Below are 17654 nucleotides of genomic sequence, written 5' to 3'. Positions count from 1 at the left end.
AAGCATTTACTTTTTCCAAAACAAAACAGGTCTCTCCAGCAGCCCTAGCCCCGATAGCAGTGAAAATCCTTTTGTGCCGGGGTTCGGCACAAAAGATTGCAACGAATAGCGGGAAAAAGCTCCAAAAAAAAATATTAAACCTAAAAAACTCAGTACTCAGCAAATAAAACGACAAATTCCCATACAACCAAAAATTACCACAAGCACCACCGTAATTCCCAAAACCAGATCAAAGCCCCAAAAACACGCAGCCAAAAACACCCAGCCCCTATGCCCCGCAGAACCCTTATAAGGAACCCCAAAGCGGCCCCAAAGACATAACGGTGAAGGACAAGGAAAAGGACCTTATAGAGAATGACCCTTTAAAGGGGTCTCAAACGGATAGGAATACTCAGAGGAGCGATGAGGCTCAAAGCGCGTCCTTTGAAACCATAGCGCCCGAAAAGGACAATCCGGTGAATAGGAATTCGAAATTGGACAGCTTGGCAATGAGGAGCTTCAGGAAGATGAAATTACCAGAAATGAGCCCGGTCAGAGTACAACAGGCAATGCTAAACCTTCTAAGCGAAATTTTAATGATTGAGATTTTACACCAATAAAAAGACCGTTATTCCTAACGCTTTTTTTATTGGACCTTGGGAACCAACCTGTAAACTATAATTTATCGGGCAAAACCAAACTAAGACATTTGTGACGCGATTCCTTTCGCATTGCCAAGCCGTTAGAAAAAGCCATCTTTATCCCAAGCCTTTTTGAACAAAGTAGGATTGAATGAAGCATTTACCATCCAATAAACGCCAGTGCTTATATTTCCTCCATTCTAATTTAAATAGTGTAAAAAGACATAAAAAAAGTCCAGCTTTTACAATCCACTAGAATTATAAAAGTAAAATTTTGAATTACCATTCCATAAATCAAATTTTGATCATCAAGCAGAGCAAAATGATTCTAGGTACAACCAAAATAGAAATTGAAAAGTAAAATTAGAGCCCTAGAAGCAAACCAATTTTATATATAAACTTAAAAAAGTAAAGTATTCCAAGTTTTGTGGTAGAGTCTTGGCACACAGCGTTTTTTAAAAATGAAAAAACAGCAAAATCAAAGTCTCCCAAATTTAGGTTCGAAACTTTTAGAAAACTTATGGAAGATAAAATATTAATAGAGTATTAATTTGAATTTAGGTGCAGAATCGGTGCATCTAGTTTCAAGAAACAAACTACAACACTGTTAAACAAACACTTAAAAGCGTAAGTTCGAATGATTACTACAAAATTTTCTTGCTGTTCTATTAAACTTAAAAATTAATTTATATCAAACACATTGAGGAAGAAATTCAACCAATTGAGAAAAAACATATTTCCCCTGATTCATATTCATAATATTGATTTACGAACATAATAATCATTTCAAATCGTCACGCTCAAAAATGACTATTAAGATACAGATGTACAATAATTTAAAAGAACTTATTTTCTTTTTTAGTGGACACCAGTGTAATAATGTATATATTTATAGAATTGAAAACCCAAAAAATCTATCCATAACTAAAATACTTATGAGATTAAAACTAGTTGGTAAAAAAGAACTCACCTACATACTATTCCTTTGTATTACTGTGAATTATGCCCAAAATGGAACAACTGAAAAAAATAAAACTACACAAACCACTAAATCCAAACTAGAGACATTAGCTGCAATTGAAAAAGTCTGTCAAACCATAATAGACGATAATTACGCTAATCCGAATAGTACTTCTTTAACTCAAAGTACTTCCACAGATAAAAATTTGCTTGATGTATTCAGTGATATTTCAGTTGAACTTCAAAAAAACAAAAATAGTACTACCGAAAATCTGGGATCGGAAACTAAAGTAAATAGTGAACCGTCATTTAACGAAGTGTATCCAAAGGAAAAATATGAAGCTTTGATAGCTCATGGAAATGTTTTTGTCAAAAACTCTGAATTACTTTCACAATCGTTGCAAAAGAAAGCAACCGAATTTGATGCTGCTGCTAAAGCAAATAATATTGAAGAAGTTAAAAATATTTACACTAAAATGGGATTGGCATTTCATGTTATGGGTACTAAGCTTGATAGCGCAATACTTGAATTGAGAAGAACACAACCGTCTATAGTTGAAACTTATACAAAAATGACGGCTGTTAGCAACGAAACAGATGCCCTAAAAAAAGTAGAAACTACCGTTGATGCCACAAGCAGTATGGTTGGAATCCTATATTATTTATCGGCTATTAAAAATTGTAATACTGTTGTCTCTAAAATTCAAGAACATTTGGCACAATTATCTAAAGTGTCAGGCACCCAAAAAGGATGATTTCAGTAGCGGTCCATACAAATTGTTTAATATTATTTTGAAGTCTGAATACATCATAAATTAACCAACCAGGTCGAATATAAATATTACTTAAAATGCATAAAATAAAAATCCTACTACTATTTCTTTCCCTTTCGCTAAACTGCTTTTCACAGCTTAAAACCAATAATCAAAATGGAATTAATAAAGATCTGTATCGTTTAAATTTAAATGATTCGGTTAAATCAGTCGTGTATGACCGAACCTTTTACAAAGAAGATCTCACAGCATACGAAATAGATGATATCATAGATGTAGTAATATTCCGGAACTCATATGAATCATATGAGTTTAATAAATATGGTTTAATATCAAGACATTTTTCCGATTCGCTAGTATATGACCCAAAAGATCTCCAAAATAAATTCAAATACGAATCGGATAAGAAAGTCTATCGGGTACCTGATTGGAGCGGAATGGCTAATTTAAATATGCAAAATGTAAATAAAACTTCATTTAAAAGGTCTAGCTGTTTTAAAAATTCAGACTCGGATTTTGCGTATAAATATAATTTCGACAAAAACGGTAAAATAACTGCTGAAAAGGAATATTTTTTACAAAAAGATGCTCCTAATAATAAAATTGAAACTGAGCTATACCAAACCAAAAAATATATATACGATCTAAAAGGCAATTTAGTACAGCAACGATTATTCTATGAAGGTGAATACAAAAACGAGAATTATTATACGGAGAGAGATGGGGCTCATGAAAAATGGATCTTTGAATATGATGCCAAAAATCGCTTAATTAAAATGGCCAATACGGATGCTAAAGATCCGCAGATCGAACAAGAGCCCCTTATAGAACAGAAATACAAATATCATCCCACCGAAAATTATGTTACTGAAGTTGAAATATTTTACAGAGATGGTTTTAAATTAAAATATAAAACAGCCAGATTTTATTATAACAAAAATGCAGATCTCATAGCATGTGATTACGTAAATGATCTTATACAAAAACGAGAAAAAATCTTTTACGAATATGAGTACGATAGTCATAACAATTGGATAAAATGTAAACTCAGATACAATTCAATGCAGGACGAGGTACTTAAAAGTGTAAAAAGAAAAATTTCATATTATGGAAATTAAATTAAATATTGAAAAAGTTATTGCAGGTTTTGCATTGCTATGCAGTTGCCTTTGCATTGCCCAGGAAAACAAATTAAAAGTAAATAGATCGTTAAATTTAAACGGTCCCGTTAAGACTGTAAATACATTTTATTCCTTTTACAAACAAGACATTACACCATTAGTAAAATATCGTGTTTTATTTGAAAACGATATTGCGAATGATGATTCTTATGAATTTAACAAAGAAGGACTTGCTATACAAAAAGCAATTACTCTTAGATCCAAAGGTTATGAAGATCGGCCACAGGGGAGAATATATAAATATAAATATGATGACAAAGATTATATTTTAAAGAAAGATTTGTTTCCTTACTTGCGTATTTTAAAACCATTATCGATTGACTTGGATTTACAGATCCAAACTAATTTCAGTATTGAAACTAGATTTAAAAATGACAGAGATTATAAAATAGCCAAACTAGACAGTGTGAATATAGTTCTAAATCAAGATCAATATAGAGATTTAAGGCAGTTTCAATATCAATATAAAACGGAAGGAAATAAAATCATTGAAGAAAAGATTTATTATAAACCCAAACCTGAACAAAAAATATTTAAATCACCTTCAGAAAACGAACTATTATTAGTAAAGACATTTACATACGATTCGAAAGAAAACCTAATAGAATGTAATTTTGATTTAAAAAACATAGGGCCGTATCGGGACGGTAATTTAGACAATAAATTCAACTATGCTTGTGACACTAAATTTAAATGCTACTACGATGATAAAAGCAAAATTATCAAGACAACTTGGCGTAACTATTTAGGAATATTCCTTACTGCAATTTATACTTACGACTCTACCAATACCTATATTCAAAAAACACATATTACAGGTCATCAAACTTATCCCTACCCAAGTGATGACATAATTTTCAATTATAATGAAAATAACGATTTAGTGGAAGTTAAATTTATTAGTGAAGATGAAATAAATCAGCCAACAAACAGATATTATGAATATGAATATGATAATCATAAAAACTGGATTAAATGTAAGATGTATTTAGAAGGGAATAAAAATGAAGTAACAGCTACAATGGAGCGAAAGATTCAATATTTTAAATAGCAGATTGTTGAAAATCTGAAACTGGAGTTGATACCTTTTTTTTTGCGACTAAGCGCTTAACCCTCAAATTTTATATAATTAAAAGTGCAAATAAATCAATAGCGGTTACAGTATTTTAAATTTATTTGTATCACAAAAAAAAGAATAATATTACTCATTATTAATTCGTTGGTTTCCTATTACTTATACATGTAGATATTGAATAAATAATATACAATTTGGGTGCAGAATCGGTGCACAAAGGTTCAAGACATAGATAAAAGTGGCATATACAGGGGTTTCAAGCTTAAAGTTCGAATCCTGCTCTCTCCAAAGACAAATTGGATCTGTTACAGATCCTAGCCCCGATAGCAGTGAAAATCCTTTTGTGCCGGGGTTCGGCGCAAAAGATTGGAACGAATAGCGGGAAAAAGCTCCAAAAAAAAAATAAACCAAAAAAATCCCGCCCAACCTGCCCCGGGCACCCCTTTAAAAAAACAACAGCAATAATTAAATTTAAAAAATAAAATTACAACTTCACACGCGCCAAAAAATTACCACAAGCACCATCGTAATTCCCAAAACCCGATCAAAGCCCCAAAACACGCAGCCAAAAACACCCAGCCCCTATAACCCACAGAACCCTTAAAAGGAACCCCAAAGCGGCCCCAAAGACATAACCTGCAAGGACATAGAAAAGGACCTTATAGAGAATGACCCACCGGAGGGTTTGAAACTGATATTGATACTAAAAAGAACGATGAGCCTGAAACAGAAATGCAGCAAACAGGTTTGAATCAGCTTCAATATTATTTTATCTTTGCAGTAAATTCAGAAACTTAAAAACAGTCTGAATTTTAGTCTGCATCCACTGATGATATAATAACACTATTGCTGCGAAGGGTATGAAAAAGTTTGAAATAAAAAAAATTGACCCCGGCAGCTGGATGGTTTCCCACAATGAACTGCCAAAATTTACGTGCCGCTTTGAAGACAGGAAATTCAATTACAGCCGCACCATTACAGGGCTTTCAGACCCAACAGGCGACCCGAAAGAAATCCAGCTGCTCCAGAAAATGGAACAGTGGCTCAAGGGATATCATAAAGACAAAATAGACTAAAAGCTACGGCATAATAAAAATGTGCCTCTGACCGCCACTTCGGGAAGTAAGCAAACAGTAGTATAAATAATCCTTTTGGGTTAAATAAAGAATGTATTCATGTCAAAAAAAGCAGAAACCAATACCGATAGCTGGAGTATTTTCAAACCACTTTTTACTCCAATAGAGGTTCCTGCCAGGACCATACTGCTGGAAGAAGGCAGCATTTCCAAAACAATGTTTTTCATTGAAAAAGGGTGTTTGAGAACCTGGATAAACAATAACGGCAAAGACATAACAACACAGTTCTTTTTTGAAGGCGGAGGCGTGTCGTCCATTGAAAGCTTTATGACAGGCAAACCCAGCCTGTACACTATTGAAAGCATTGAGCCCTGTGTTATACAAACCCTCACACAAAAAGATTTTCAGGATACGCTCCAGAATTCCCCAGAACTAAAAGATACTATAGTGGAGCATTTATACACAAGGCTTCTAAAAAACCAGCAGGTTTTCTTTTCCTATTTAAAAAATACCCCTCAACAGCGTTATGAGCAGCTGCTGGCAGAGCATCCCGAAATCATACAACGTATCCCGCAGCATTATATAGCTTCCTATTTGGGCATCACTTCTGTATCGCTCAGCAGGATTCGCAACAGGCGATAAAAAGATTTTTCTTAACAATTGTTATCGATAGTCTGCCGAGTGTTTTACCAATTTTGTGCTTTAATCACCATACAGGGAAATCGCAAGGCTATGATACACGTATTTAAAACATCCGTCAAAAATAAGGCACAAATCGAAAAATTAAAGCCTGTTCTTGATTCAAGCTTTCAGGACATCAAGTGGAATTTTGACCTTGAGGATTGTGATAATATTTTGCGTATTGAAAGTAAAAAAAACATTTGCGAAAAAGTAATCACTCTTCTAAGGTCCTGTCATTTTGATTGTATTGAACTGGAGTAATCCAGCTTTAATTCATTCTAACAAGATTTTGCATTGTCTGTATTTCTTAACAATTGTTATCGTCCGAACACCCCTTACTGCTGCATCTTTGCCTTGTAAATAATAAACAATTCAAAAATGAAAGTAGTTATTGTGTTCAACCACCCCTATGAAAAAAGTTACTGCAGCGCCATTTTAGAAGCAGTTACCACAGGACTTCAAAAAGGGAAGCATCATGTAGACCTTATCCATCTGGATAACGATAATTTCAATCCGGTAATGTCTAAAGAAGACCTGAAAGCCTTTGTAGAGCACACTCCGATTGACCCTCAGGTTATAGATTACAACAATCGTTTAAAAAACGCAGATCAGTTGATTTTCATATTTCCAATCTGGTGGGATCTGATGCCTGCCATGACCAAAGGGTTTATCGACAGGGTTCTCTCCCCCGGTATAGTCTATGACCACCATCCCAGAGGTTTTGGGCTTATACCACTGTTGAAAAATTTAAAAGGCGTAACTATCATCACCACAATGAATAAACCCAGGATCATGTACTGGCTTCTAATCGGGAATTTAATTAGAAAAGCAATGCTTAGAAGTGTTTTCGAAACTATGGGATATAAAAATTTAAACTGGATCAGCCATAACATGGTAAAATCAGTTACGCATAAAAAGAGAGCAAAATGGTTATATGATTTAGAGAAAAGATTTACTTATTTTAGATAGACGTTAATACCCATAAAAATAAACTTTAAAAAACCGATAAGCCCTATGCTCTGAATTATAGCAAAACAAGAGTGATACCCCGCAGCATCCCTAGCCCCGATTGCTTCGCCAGTTCGCTTCGCTCGTGTGAAGAAGAAATCCTTTTGTGCCGGTGTTCGGCACAAAAGATTGCAACGGATAGCGGGAAAAAGCTCCTAAGAATTAATACTAAACCTAAAAATAATATTAAATACAATTGACAATGCTGATCATGAATTAGATTTTGCTAACAATTGTTCACATCCCATTAATCCAGCCTAAAACAAAACTAAACCAAAAGAAACTTTTTCTTTTCACTGATACTCCCAACAAGATTCATCGACAGCACCTCTTCAAGCAAGGATTTAAGTTTTTCAAAACAGCTGGGCTTTACCGCATAGAATGTAGCGCCGAGCTCTGAAGCCCTTCGGATATTCTCAGGATCACTGCTGGTGGATAGCATCACAATTCTCACGTCTTTAAGACCTCCGGAAAGATTTCTTATCTCCTTTAGGCATTCCATTCCTGTTTTGCCCGGCATATTGATATCCAGGAAAATAAAATCGGGAAGCTCCGAGGTGGAAAGCGCAAGAAGGTTCTCCATTAAATGCATGCCGCCCGTGGCCTGTTTTAGGACAACATCAAGGTCCATTTCGCTCAGCGCATCAGCAAAGAACTCCCTGTCATCGCTGTCGTCATCGGCCAGATAAATAAACCGCCGGGAATTGTAATTTTCAAATGCCATTTTACTACAATTTACGTTAACGGGTAATATAGGAAGCTGCTTTGGATAAACAATATTCCAAAGTAAAGGTCACGCCATTTTAAAACTTCAAAATGATATACTGATTTGATAAGGAGATTGTAAAGATAGTTCATAATTAGGAAAAAACACATAAAAAGAAGCTTTTACATTTTTTTATCTACCTGCCTAGCAAAATTTCCCAGACTGCAGGCTGATTGAGCAATTAAAACGATCCAAATCAATCTTTTTTTCGTAAATTTAAGTAAAGGCTTTATTTATGGAAACATTACCAATATTTCATATCACAGTTCTGCAGCTACTTGCAGCCCGATACGGCTCAAGCTGTACTTTAGAAGAGCTGGCCCGTCTGATTCTCCCAGTGATTAATACCCAAAGAGTTTTCAGCGGCGCTATATCTTCTGACAGGGAATTCGAGGCAACGGTGCTCGAGGCGTTACTTGCTTTGAATGACAAGGGCCATGTCTTTTTAAATCCGACTACCGATAAAAGCTCCATCGCCATTAAGGGCCTCATTGCAGTAAACAGTAAGCTATTGTCCAATTAATAGCGTAGGTAAATCCTTCAGTAAAATGCTTATTATAATTTTTAGCAGGGATTTGAGCATTATTAATGCAACGAAAGCAACAAAATTTCCAATAAAGTGCACCCGGCCAGGGCCGGTCATTATTTTTTGATATCAATGATGACTTTATCGGGCTTCCCCATAAAATCTGCCGATACCCCTTAATCGGCAACCCGCGTTCCATCATCGGCAAGATCATCAACAGAAAAGGCTCCGCTGTGTATTATCTAACTTCCTTTAGCAACCTATACCCGTCAAACGAAATACTTCCTAATTCTCCCTTGCCAAGACCACCTCCGGTATAATTAAAATGATAGACAAGGGTGTATTTTCCGGGTTATAATTCCCTGTTTGCCAGAATGCTACGGCTACAATCCGGGGTAATTATAGGCAAATGCCGGTTTTCCATCCCTGAGATAACATGAAATTCAGAATTTGCGATCGGCAGTGAAGCTAAGGGTAATTTCAAAAAGGGATATTTAGGCGATAAAAAAGATATTTTAAGAAAAGGCATATTAAATTCTTGTTTCCCGCATTGCTTTATTTTCAGTCCGTACTATTAAATTTTCAATGTTTCAGCATGTTTACGTTGTGCGAATATATTGCCTAAGAAAATTTGTTATAAATTAGAACATAATATCTTTAAATAATGTTACTAACTGTACTAATTTTGATTGGTATAAAATGCAAAAGAGGATGGAAAGGTCAATTGTGCACATCGATATGAATACGTTTTTCGTGTCCTGCGAAAGACTGACAAATTCCGAATTAAACGGAATACCACTTATAATCGGCGGCGGTGAAAGAGGTGTTGTGGCATCGTGTTCCTATGAGGCCCGCCGTTTTGGGGTACGCTCGGCCATGCCCATTCACATGGCTATGAAGCTCTGCCCTCAGGCCAAAATCATGAAAGGCGACATGGAATTATACTCCAAGCTCTCCCATGACATCACCGAGATCATTCAGGAAAAAGCGCCCGTTGTGGAAAAAGCAAGCATCGATGAATTTTACTTGGACATCACCGGCATGGACAAGTTCCATGGCAGCTACAAATGGACAGACGAGCTTGCGCAGATCATCACAAAAGAAACCGGCCTGCCCCTCACCTTTGCCCTTTCAATTAATAAGACCGTATCGAAAATCGGCACCGGCGAAGGAAAGCAGAAGCAGAACCTGGAAATACCCCAGCATCTGGTACAGCCTTTTTTGAATCCCCTTTCGGTTCAGAAAATACCCATGGTGGGCGACAAAACCTTCCAACTGCTCTCCAGGATCGGAATCAGAAAAATTGAAACGCTTTCCAAAATGCCAGCAGAAGCCCTGCAGAAAATGATTGGCAAAAACGGTTTAGAGATATGGAAGAAAGCCAATGGAATAGATAACAATCCCGTGGAGCCTCACAGGGATAGAAAATCCATTTCTACCCAGGAGACTTTCCCTCAGGATACCATCGATATCGCGATGATAAAAAGAATACTGTTGGGCATGGTCGAGAAACTTGCCTACCAGCTGCGCTCTGAAGGATGGCTGGCCTCTACGGTAAGCGTTAAAATCCGGTATGCGAATTTTGATACAGAACCCAAACAGTGCAAAGTGCAGTATACATCTGCCGATCACATCCTGACCCAGACCGCCATTGCTTTGTTTGACAAACTATACCAGCGACGCATGCGAATCCGTCTTATTGGGATAACCTTCAGCGGGCTGGTCCGAGGTACCTACCAGATTGATATTTTTGAAGATACCCAGGAAATGCTCGCGCTTTATCAGGCCATGGACCGCATGAAGACCAGGTATGGCTTTGACGCTGTGATGCGCTGCGCCGGGGCATCGTTTAAGCCCAACAACAAAAATGAAATTTTAAAACGCAAATCTGATAAATAAACTCACCACAGATGTATCTCAATTGTCATTCTTTTCACTCCCTGCGTTACGGCACCATTCCACTGATGGAATTGATCAGCCGTGCTGTCGCGTGTGGTGTGAAGGCCATGGCGCTTACTGATGTTAATACGGTGACCGGGATCTATGATTTTATAAAGGGATGCCAGGAGGTGGGAATCAAGCCTATTGTGGGAATGGAATTTCGGTCCGAAAATGAGCTGCGCTACATTGGCCTTGCCAAAAATACATCGGGTCTAGCTGAGATGAACCGTTTTCTGACCCGCCATAACTTTGAAAGAGCCTCCCTGCCCCTTGATGCCCCTGATTTTTCGGATGTTTTTGTGATTTATCCATTGGAGAATGCACCGGATCTGCTAAAGGAAAATGAATATATCGGCATCCGTCCCGAAGAACTGCCCAAACTCGTCCTTTCTGACTGGAAAAACAGGCAGGACAAAATGGTCATACTCCAGCCGGTAACCTTCCGTACCACAAAGGAATATGAACTGCACAAGGTGCTTCGGGCCATTGACCTGAATGTTATCTTATCCAAACTTAAACCTTCAGATTACTGCCGCAGTTCAGAAGTGATGGTGGATGTTCAGCGGATCTTTTCCTGTTATGCCCAATATCCCGGAATTATAGCCAATACGGAGAAAATCATCAGCGGATGCCATTTTGAATTTGATTTCAAAACGCCAAAAAACAAGAAATTTTATACCAACAGCCGCAAAGACGATATCAACCTTCTCACCACACTGGCCAAAAAAGGCCTGGAATGGCGCTATGGCAAAAACAATGCCCAAGCCAAAACCCGCATGTTCAAGGAACTTAAAGTAATTGACCAACTGGAATTCAGCGGTTACTTTTTAATTACCTGGGATATCATCCGGTTCAGCAACTCGCAGGGCTTCCTGCATATAGGGCGCGGCAGCGGCGCCAACAGTATTATCGCCTATTGCTTAGGGATAACGGATATCTGTCCGCTGGAACTGGATTTGTATTTTGAAAGATTTCTGAACCTGAACCGCAAAAGCCCGCCGGATTTTGATATTGACTGGTCCTGGAAGGAGCGCGACACGATCCTGGAATACATTTTCTCGCGTTATGGCTATGAGCATGTGGCTTTTTGCGGCACAAACGTAGAATTCAAGTACAAATCCATATTTCGCGAAGTGGGCAAAGTATTTGGGCTTCCCAAGGAAGAACTCGATATCCTGACCAAAAACCCGATGGAGCTGCACCCGACAAACAAGGTGGTCCGCGAGGTACAGCAGTACGGTATGCTTCTGGAGAAATATCCCAACCAGCGAAGCATGCATTCCTGCGGGATCCTGATCTCCGAGGAGCCCATCACCAATTACACGCCCCTGGAGATGCCCCCAAAAGGTTTTCCCATTGCGCTTTTTGATATGCATATTGCCGAGGATATCGGCCTTGAAAAGTTTGACATCCTGAGCCAGCGCGGCATAGGCCATATTGATGACAGCGTGAAGCTTATTGAGAAAAACCGCGGTATCCGCCTGAATATCCGTGATACCTTGATTTCAAAAAACGAGGCCAGCTGCAATGAATTTTTAGGAATAGGCAAAACCATTGGCTGCTTTTACATTGAAAGCCCGGCCATGAGGGGATTATTGCGCCGCCTGAAATGCAACAATTATAAAACCCTGGTAGCAGCCTCCTCCATCATACGCCCCGGTGTTGCCCAAAGCGGCATGATGAAGGAATATATTTTCAGGCACAACCATCCCGATAAGTTCGAATATTTCCATCCCGTGTTCCAGGAGCAGCTAGGGGAAACGTACGGGATTATGGTCTATCAGGAGGATGTGATCAAAATCGCCCTGCATTACGGGGGGCTTCCAGCAGCAGACGGTGATATCCTGCGCCGTGCCATGTCAGGCAAAGGCCGCTCGAAGCAGGCGCTCCAAAAGGTGAAAGATAATTTCTTTGCCTCGTGTAAAGCGCAGGGACATCCGGAGAAACTCAGCGAGGAAATTTACCGCCAGATCGAATCCTTTGCCGGTTACTCGTTTTGCAAGGCCCACTCGGCATCGTATGCCGTGGAGAGCTATCAGAGCCTCTACCTGAAAGTGCACTATCCCATCGAATTTATGGTAGCGGTCATCAACAACCAGGGCGGCTTTTACAGGACAGAGGTCTATGTGCATGAGGCAAGGATGTCAGGGGCCTGTATTCACAATCCGTGCGTGAATAAAAGCGAGCTGGAAACCACGCTGTACGGCTCCGATGTATATCTGGGTTTTATGCACCTGAAAAGCCTGGATGAGCAGACCGCCCGGCTGATCCAGTCCGAGCGGGAAAAAAATGGCCCGTACGGCTCGCTCGAAGATTTTATCAACCGCATCCCCATTGGAATCGAGACCCTGCAGATCCTGATTTTTATCGGCGCTTTCCGGTTCACTGGAAAAACAAAAAACCAGCTGCTGGTCACCGCCCGGCTGATCCTTGTCAATTTCAGGCCCGAGAACCGCGGCCTTTTGCTCATTCAGGAGCCCGTCAGGGAATTTGTACTTCCCGAGCTGGCGCGTTCTGAATTTGAGGATGCCTTTGACGAAATTGAGCTTTTGGGCTTCCCGGTTTCCTTCTCCCCTTTTGATCTTTTGAAAACCAAGTTCCGGGGCGATGTAATGGCCAAAGACCTTCTGAAGCATCATAAAAAGTCGGTGCGGATGCTGGCCTACCTAATTTCAAGAAAGCATGTTCCCACCAAGATGGGCGCCATGTTTTTCGGCACCTGGATTGACGCCCAGGGCGAGCTGTTTGATACGGCGCATTTCACGGGAAGCCTCAAAGAATATCCTTTTCAGGGCGGCGGCTGTTACCTGCTGCGGGGGAATGTGGAGGTGGATTACCACTTCCCTACCATAACGGTAACCCAAATGTCCAAGATGCCTTTTATTGCTGATCCGAGGTATTCGAACTCTGATGAGCGGCAGTTCACAGCGCACGAGCAGCTGCGCGAGGATATCTCAATGACCGACCGCCAGCCTTATCCGCAGGAGCATGAAATTAACCTGCCAAGGCTCAAAATGAGTACCGAAGGCATGCCTTTCATAGACCCGAAGGACCATATAATGAGTATAAATTAAAATCCAGAGAAGATGATGCTATTTGATGATACCGAAATTTTTTCATCAGGCAAAGGCGGCCAAAGAACCTTTGACGTCCCTGATGCGGACCTGATGCTGATTGATAATTTTTTCAGTAAGGAAGAATCCGATTATTACTATAACTTTCTATACCATACCACCCAGTGGAGGGAATACGAAATGCCGATGTACGACAAGGTCGTTACTGCCCCCAGAATGATTTCGTGGTATGGCGAGACAAGAAGGGCCGAGCGCAAGTCAAATCCCGACTGGCCCGCAGCACTGCTCCAGATCAGGGAACGCGTTGAGCAGCATACCGGTATTGAATTCAATGCCGTGCTGCTTAATCTCTACAGGGATGGCACTGACGGTGTGGGCTGGCACAGCGATAAAACCACCAGCACCAACAAGGACATGAACATCGCCTCTGTAACCTTTGGCGAAACACGCCTTTTTCGTCTTCGCCATAAAACCCTAAAACACATCCCCCAGATTGAAATACCGCTACACCATGGAACCATTCTGCTGATGGCCGGACATACCAATACCTATTGGGAACATCAGGTGCCCAAAACAGCGCGGGAAGTGCTGCCCAGGATCAACCTTACTTTTCGTCAGGTGAGATAACCCGAACTGATCTCGTTTTCAAATGAATTATCTCTGCTAATCATTGCAATCCTATAAAAATCAGCGTTTTTCCTGTAACAGGATCCCTGCACCGTTATGGTAACTTTAGATAAACTATTAAATGCAAAAAATCATGGATGATAAATCAAAAACAGGAAAAGCAGATGATTCGCAGATTAATATCAATGAATCATACGAGGTGCAGTACTGGTCTGAAAAGTTCAATGTGCCGACAGAAACATTAAAAAGTGCCGTGAGGGCCGCAGGCACCAGAGTGGATGACGTCAGGGATTATCTGGCAGAAAACAATTAAGATCATGCCGTGGTACAACGGGGACTATCCCCCATCTTATAAAAACCAGCCCGCAGAACTCCGGGAAAAGGCTGTCGAGATCGCCAATGCCCTGCTTCAGGACGGCGCGGAAGAAGGAGTTGCCATCGCTACCGGTCTTAAACAGGCCCGCGAGCTACTCAAAAACCATAAGGAGAAAACCCATAAAACTGAAAATCATGGAAACGAATAAAAACACACAGCAGGACCAGGAAAATACAAACGAAAATGCCAACAGTGCCTACAGTGGTTCGGGAAGCATGCAGCCCGGAGCAGGAACTGGAGAAGCCGGCCGCCTGAATGACTACGAGGAGGATGACCTGGATGATGCAAACAAAAAAAACAATCCTGAGGGAAAAAGCATTGCCGAGGCCACCGATCCTTCCAAGCTGTCTGATATTTAACAGTGATGTATTATATGCACCCGAAGATCTTGAAAAGAATTTACTAATTTTATGGTAAATTCTTTTCAGGATTTTTGATTTTATCCGACAATTTAGATACGTCCGGTACGATCCAAAAATACCAGCAATATCTTTTAAACCCTACAAAACAAAATGACCGATCCGATTTTAGAGAACCTAAACCAAAAACAGCTTCAGGCGGTAAAAACCACCGAAGGGTATGTGCGCGTGATTGCCGGGGCCGGATCAGGAAAAACAAAAGCCCTTACCTCCAGGTTTGCCTATATTGTGGACAGGCTTGGAATAAACTCCTCCAATATTCTCTGTGTGACCTTTACCAATAAGGCGGCCCAGGAAATGAAAAAAAGGGTAAAGATGCTCATAGGCGATACCTATGATGTGAGCCTTATTACCACCTATCACGGTTTTTGCGTGCGTTTTCTCCGCGAGGAAATAAACAAAATCCAGTATCCCAAAAATTTCATCATACTCGATGCGGAAGACCAGAAGACGATCCTTCGCGAAGTCTTTAACGAGCTGGACATCAACTCCAAAAACCTGACTTTCAAACAGGTCCTGCAGTTCATTTCCAAATCAAAAGGCACCTCTGACTATTTAAGCTACATTCTGGACAATAAAAGTTTTGAGGACGAAAAAACCGACACTTTATCGCTTAAAGTGTTTCATAAATATCTGGATAAGCAGAAGCGGAATTATGCCCTGGATTTCGACGACCTGATACATTTCACGGTATACATTTTAAATACTTTTAACGACGTGCTTGTAAAGTGGCAGCAAAACATCCATTACATACAGGTTGATGAGGCGCAGGACAGCTCCGACAGCCAGTTTGAGCTTGTTGAAATGCTCTCGCGCATTCATCAGAATTTATTTGTGGTGGGCGATCCTGACCAGACCATTTACGAGTGGCGCGGGGCCAAACCCGAATACCTGGTGGATTTTGACAAGATCTTTCCAAATTGCGAAACGATCATCATGAACCAGAACTACCGCTCTACGCCCAACATCCTGAAAGTCGGGAACCACATTATTAAAAACAACAAAATAAGGGTCGACAAGGATATGGTTACCGAAAAGCCCGAAGGAGTTGAAGTGGTCCATTTTCACGGCAAAAATGATTTTGAGGAATCCCTTTGGGTAGCCTCTGAAATCAAGGAAATCCTTAAAACCGAAAAGGCAAAGTATTCCGATATTACCATACTGTACCGTGCCAATCATATCTCCAGAAATATAGAGCAGTCCCTGATCAAGGAAAATATTCCCTATACCATTTTTGGAGGCGTTAAATTCTTTGAGAGAAAGGAAATCAAGGATGTTTTATCGCTGTTAAGGCTTATTGTAACGGGGGACAATATTTCATTCCTCCGGATGTTCAATCATCCTTCCCGAGGCCTTGGCAAGAAGTTTATAGAACGCCTGAGCTATCTGGGACGCGAGCAAAACCTTTCCCTGCTGAGTGCGCTTGAAAAAAACATCTCCGATAAGGAATTGGCTAAAAAAGGTGCTACTGAATTTCTGGATTTGATAGCCGAGCTAAAAGTGTTTGCCCAAACAAAATCCATATCGGACCTGGTCAAAGAGATACTGGAAAGAAGCGGACTGGCTGAATTATATCGCAAAGACGGTGATGAGGACCGACTCGAAAACATCAAGGAGCTGGTGAGTTCCATGCTGCTGCTTGAAAAAGAAAACAAAGAGCCTGTCAACGTGGAAGAGTACCTGCAGGAAATTGCGCTGTACACCGATTTGGATACCCATAATGAAAACCAGGATAAGGTAAAACTGATGACCATCCACATTTCAAAAGGACTGGAATTTCCGTATGTTTTCCTTTGCGGTTTTACAGAAGGTGTTCTGCCAAGCGCATTATCGATCAAAGAAAGAAGAAGCCGCGCCATTGAGGAAGAAAGAAGGCTTACTTATGTAGCGGTCACAAGAGCCGAGAAAAGATTTTATATCACCGATTCGGAAGGCTATAATTTTACCACAGGGCTCAATAAATACCCATCACGTTTTCTCTTTGAAATCAGCGAGGAGTTTTATATCCGTAAAGGCAAGCTAAGCCCTGAAATCCTGCAGGCCTCTAAAGTACCCTTTAGAAATTCAAATGCAGAAAACAACGAGCTTTTTGGCGTCGGTGATTTGGTGCTGCATGAGGTATTTAAAAAAGGGAGAGTAAAGGCGGTCAACCTGGATAAAAACCAATATACAATCGACTTTTTTGAAATTGGCAAGGAAAAGCCGATCGACTTCAATTTCCGCTTTCTGAAAAAAATAGACGCCGATTCCACTTCACAGTCCAATGAGAATGGTGCTGCAGATTCTGCCGTTGATTTACAATCTCATTTAAACTCTCAGGAAAATCCCTTTGACAAAGATGACAATGCTGGGTCAGATCCTTTTTCTGAGCCATTGCCTGAAAATGAAAAGGCAGTCCCACCTAAAGAATACACTGAAAACGACAGTGACACTTCTGACAAGAATAAAAAATGGTGGAAGTTCTAAAAGTAAAATTTCTATCGATAACTTATTCCTTTAAGCTATGCCCAGCTGCGCCGGTTATAGGTATACTGACAAAACAGGGCTCCTC

The 17654-nt window shown here is 40.2% G+C and carries 16 protein-coding genes; 15 read left to right on the top strand and 1 reads right to left on the bottom strand.

Annotated features, from left to right (window positions below; translation table 11 throughout):
* Window positions 1–323: 323 nt before the first annotated feature.
* The 7 genes from ACEN92_RS03800 (at window position 324) to ACEN92_RS03770 (ending at window position 7335) form a co-directional block, all read left to right on the top strand.
* Window positions 324–599: a hypothetical protein gene (locus ACEN92_RS03800; RefSeq protein WP_495641045.1), complete on the top strand. Its 276-nt coding sequence runs from the start codon at window positions 324–326 to the stop codon at window positions 597–599.
* Between the two features lie 956 nt (window positions 600–1555).
* Window positions 1556–2335 (top strand): hypothetical protein, encoded by a 780-nt coding sequence (locus ACEN92_RS03795; RefSeq protein WP_495641044.1) that lies wholly within the window; start codon window positions 1556–1558, stop codon window positions 2333–2335.
* Between the two features lie 95 nt (window positions 2336–2430).
* Window positions 2431–3471: a hypothetical protein gene (locus ACEN92_RS03790; protein WP_495641043.1), complete on the top strand. Its 1041-nt coding sequence runs from the start codon at window positions 2431–2433 to the stop codon at window positions 3469–3471.
* The gene (locus ACEN92_RS03785) at window positions 3461–4585 is read left to right on the top strand and encodes a hypothetical protein (RefSeq protein WP_489235708.1); all 1125 of its coding nucleotides are present in this window, start codon (window positions 3461–3463) and stop codon (window positions 4583–4585) included. Before ACEN92_RS03790 ends, ACEN92_RS03785 begins: the two co-directional genes overlap by 11 nt.
* Window positions 4586–5469: 884 nt before the next feature.
* Window positions 5470–5685, top strand: coding sequence for a hypothetical protein (locus ACEN92_RS03780; protein ID WP_495641042.1), 216 nt, complete (start codon window positions 5470–5472; stop codon window positions 5683–5685).
* Between the two features lie 99 nt (window positions 5686–5784).
* Window positions 5785–6327: a Crp/Fnr family transcriptional regulator gene (locus ACEN92_RS03775; RefSeq protein ID WP_495641041.1), complete on the top strand. Its 543-nt coding sequence runs from the start codon at window positions 5785–5787 to the stop codon at window positions 6325–6327.
* Window positions 6328–6744: 417 nt separating this feature from the next.
* On the top strand, window positions 6745–7335 hold the full coding sequence (locus ACEN92_RS03770; protein WP_495641040.1) for an NAD(P)H-dependent oxidoreductase: 591 nt from the start codon (window positions 6745–6747) through the stop codon (window positions 7333–7335).
* A 307-nt stretch (window positions 7336–7642) separates the two neighbouring features.
* On the opposite strand, the gene ACEN92_RS03765 is transcribed toward ACEN92_RS03770, so the two are convergent.
* Window positions 7643–8098, bottom strand: a complete 456-nt coding sequence (locus ACEN92_RS03765) for a response regulator (RefSeq protein WP_495641039.1) — start codon at window positions 8096–8098, stop codon at window positions 7643–7645.
* 277 nt (window positions 8099–8375) lie between these two features.
* Between ACEN92_RS03765 and ACEN92_RS03760 the strand changes: the two genes are divergently transcribed.
* The 8 genes from ACEN92_RS03760 (at window position 8376) to ACEN92_RS03725 (ending at window position 17569) form a co-directional block, all read left to right on the top strand.
* Window positions 8376–8663, top strand: coding sequence for a hypothetical protein (locus ACEN92_RS03760; protein WP_495641038.1), 288 nt, complete (start codon window positions 8376–8378; stop codon window positions 8661–8663).
* A gap of 714 nt (window positions 8664–9377) precedes the next feature.
* On the top strand, window positions 9378–10565 hold the full coding sequence (gene dinB, locus ACEN92_RS03755; RefSeq protein WP_495641037.1) for a DNA polymerase IV: 1188 nt from the start codon (window positions 9378–9380) through the stop codon (window positions 10563–10565).
* A gap of 11 nt (window positions 10566–10576) precedes the next feature.
* Window positions 10577–13681, top strand: a complete 3105-nt coding sequence (locus tag ACEN92_RS03750) for a DNA polymerase III subunit alpha (RefSeq protein ID WP_495641036.1) — start codon at window positions 10577–10579, stop codon at window positions 13679–13681.
* A gap of 12 nt (window positions 13682–13693) precedes the next feature.
* Window positions 13694–14308 carry an alpha-ketoglutarate-dependent dioxygenase AlkB family protein gene (locus ACEN92_RS03745; RefSeq protein WP_495641035.1) on the top strand — a complete coding sequence of 205 codons (615 nt, stop codon included), beginning with the start codon at window positions 13694–13696 and terminating at the stop codon, window positions 14306–14308.
* Between the two features lie 121 nt (window positions 14309–14429).
* Window positions 14430–14621: a DUF3606 domain-containing protein gene (locus ACEN92_RS03740; RefSeq protein ID WP_495641034.1), complete on the top strand. Its 192-nt coding sequence runs from the start codon at window positions 14430–14432 to the stop codon at window positions 14619–14621.
* A 4-nt stretch (window positions 14622–14625) separates the two neighbouring features.
* Window positions 14626–14832 (top strand): DUF2188 domain-containing protein, encoded by a 207-nt coding sequence (locus ACEN92_RS03735; protein WP_495641033.1) that lies wholly within the window; start codon window positions 14626–14628, stop codon window positions 14830–14832.
* Complete coding sequence (locus ACEN92_RS03730) at window positions 14819–15043, top strand: hypothetical protein (RefSeq protein WP_495641032.1); 225 nt, start codon at window positions 14819–14821, stop codon at window positions 15041–15043. The genes ACEN92_RS03735 and ACEN92_RS03730 overlap by 14 nt, the downstream gene beginning before the upstream one ends.
* A gap of 153 nt (window positions 15044–15196) precedes the next feature.
* A complete protein-coding gene (locus ACEN92_RS03725; protein WP_495641031.1) occupies window positions 15197–17569 on the top strand; it encodes an ATP-dependent helicase in 2373 nt (790 codons plus the stop codon).
* Window positions 17570–17654: the final 85 nt, after the last annotated feature.

The organism is Flavobacterium sp. Flavsp81 (assembly GCF_059491325.1).
Note: the sequence above shows the minus strand (reverse complement) of the source record. Positions and strands in the feature narration are given on the sequence as shown.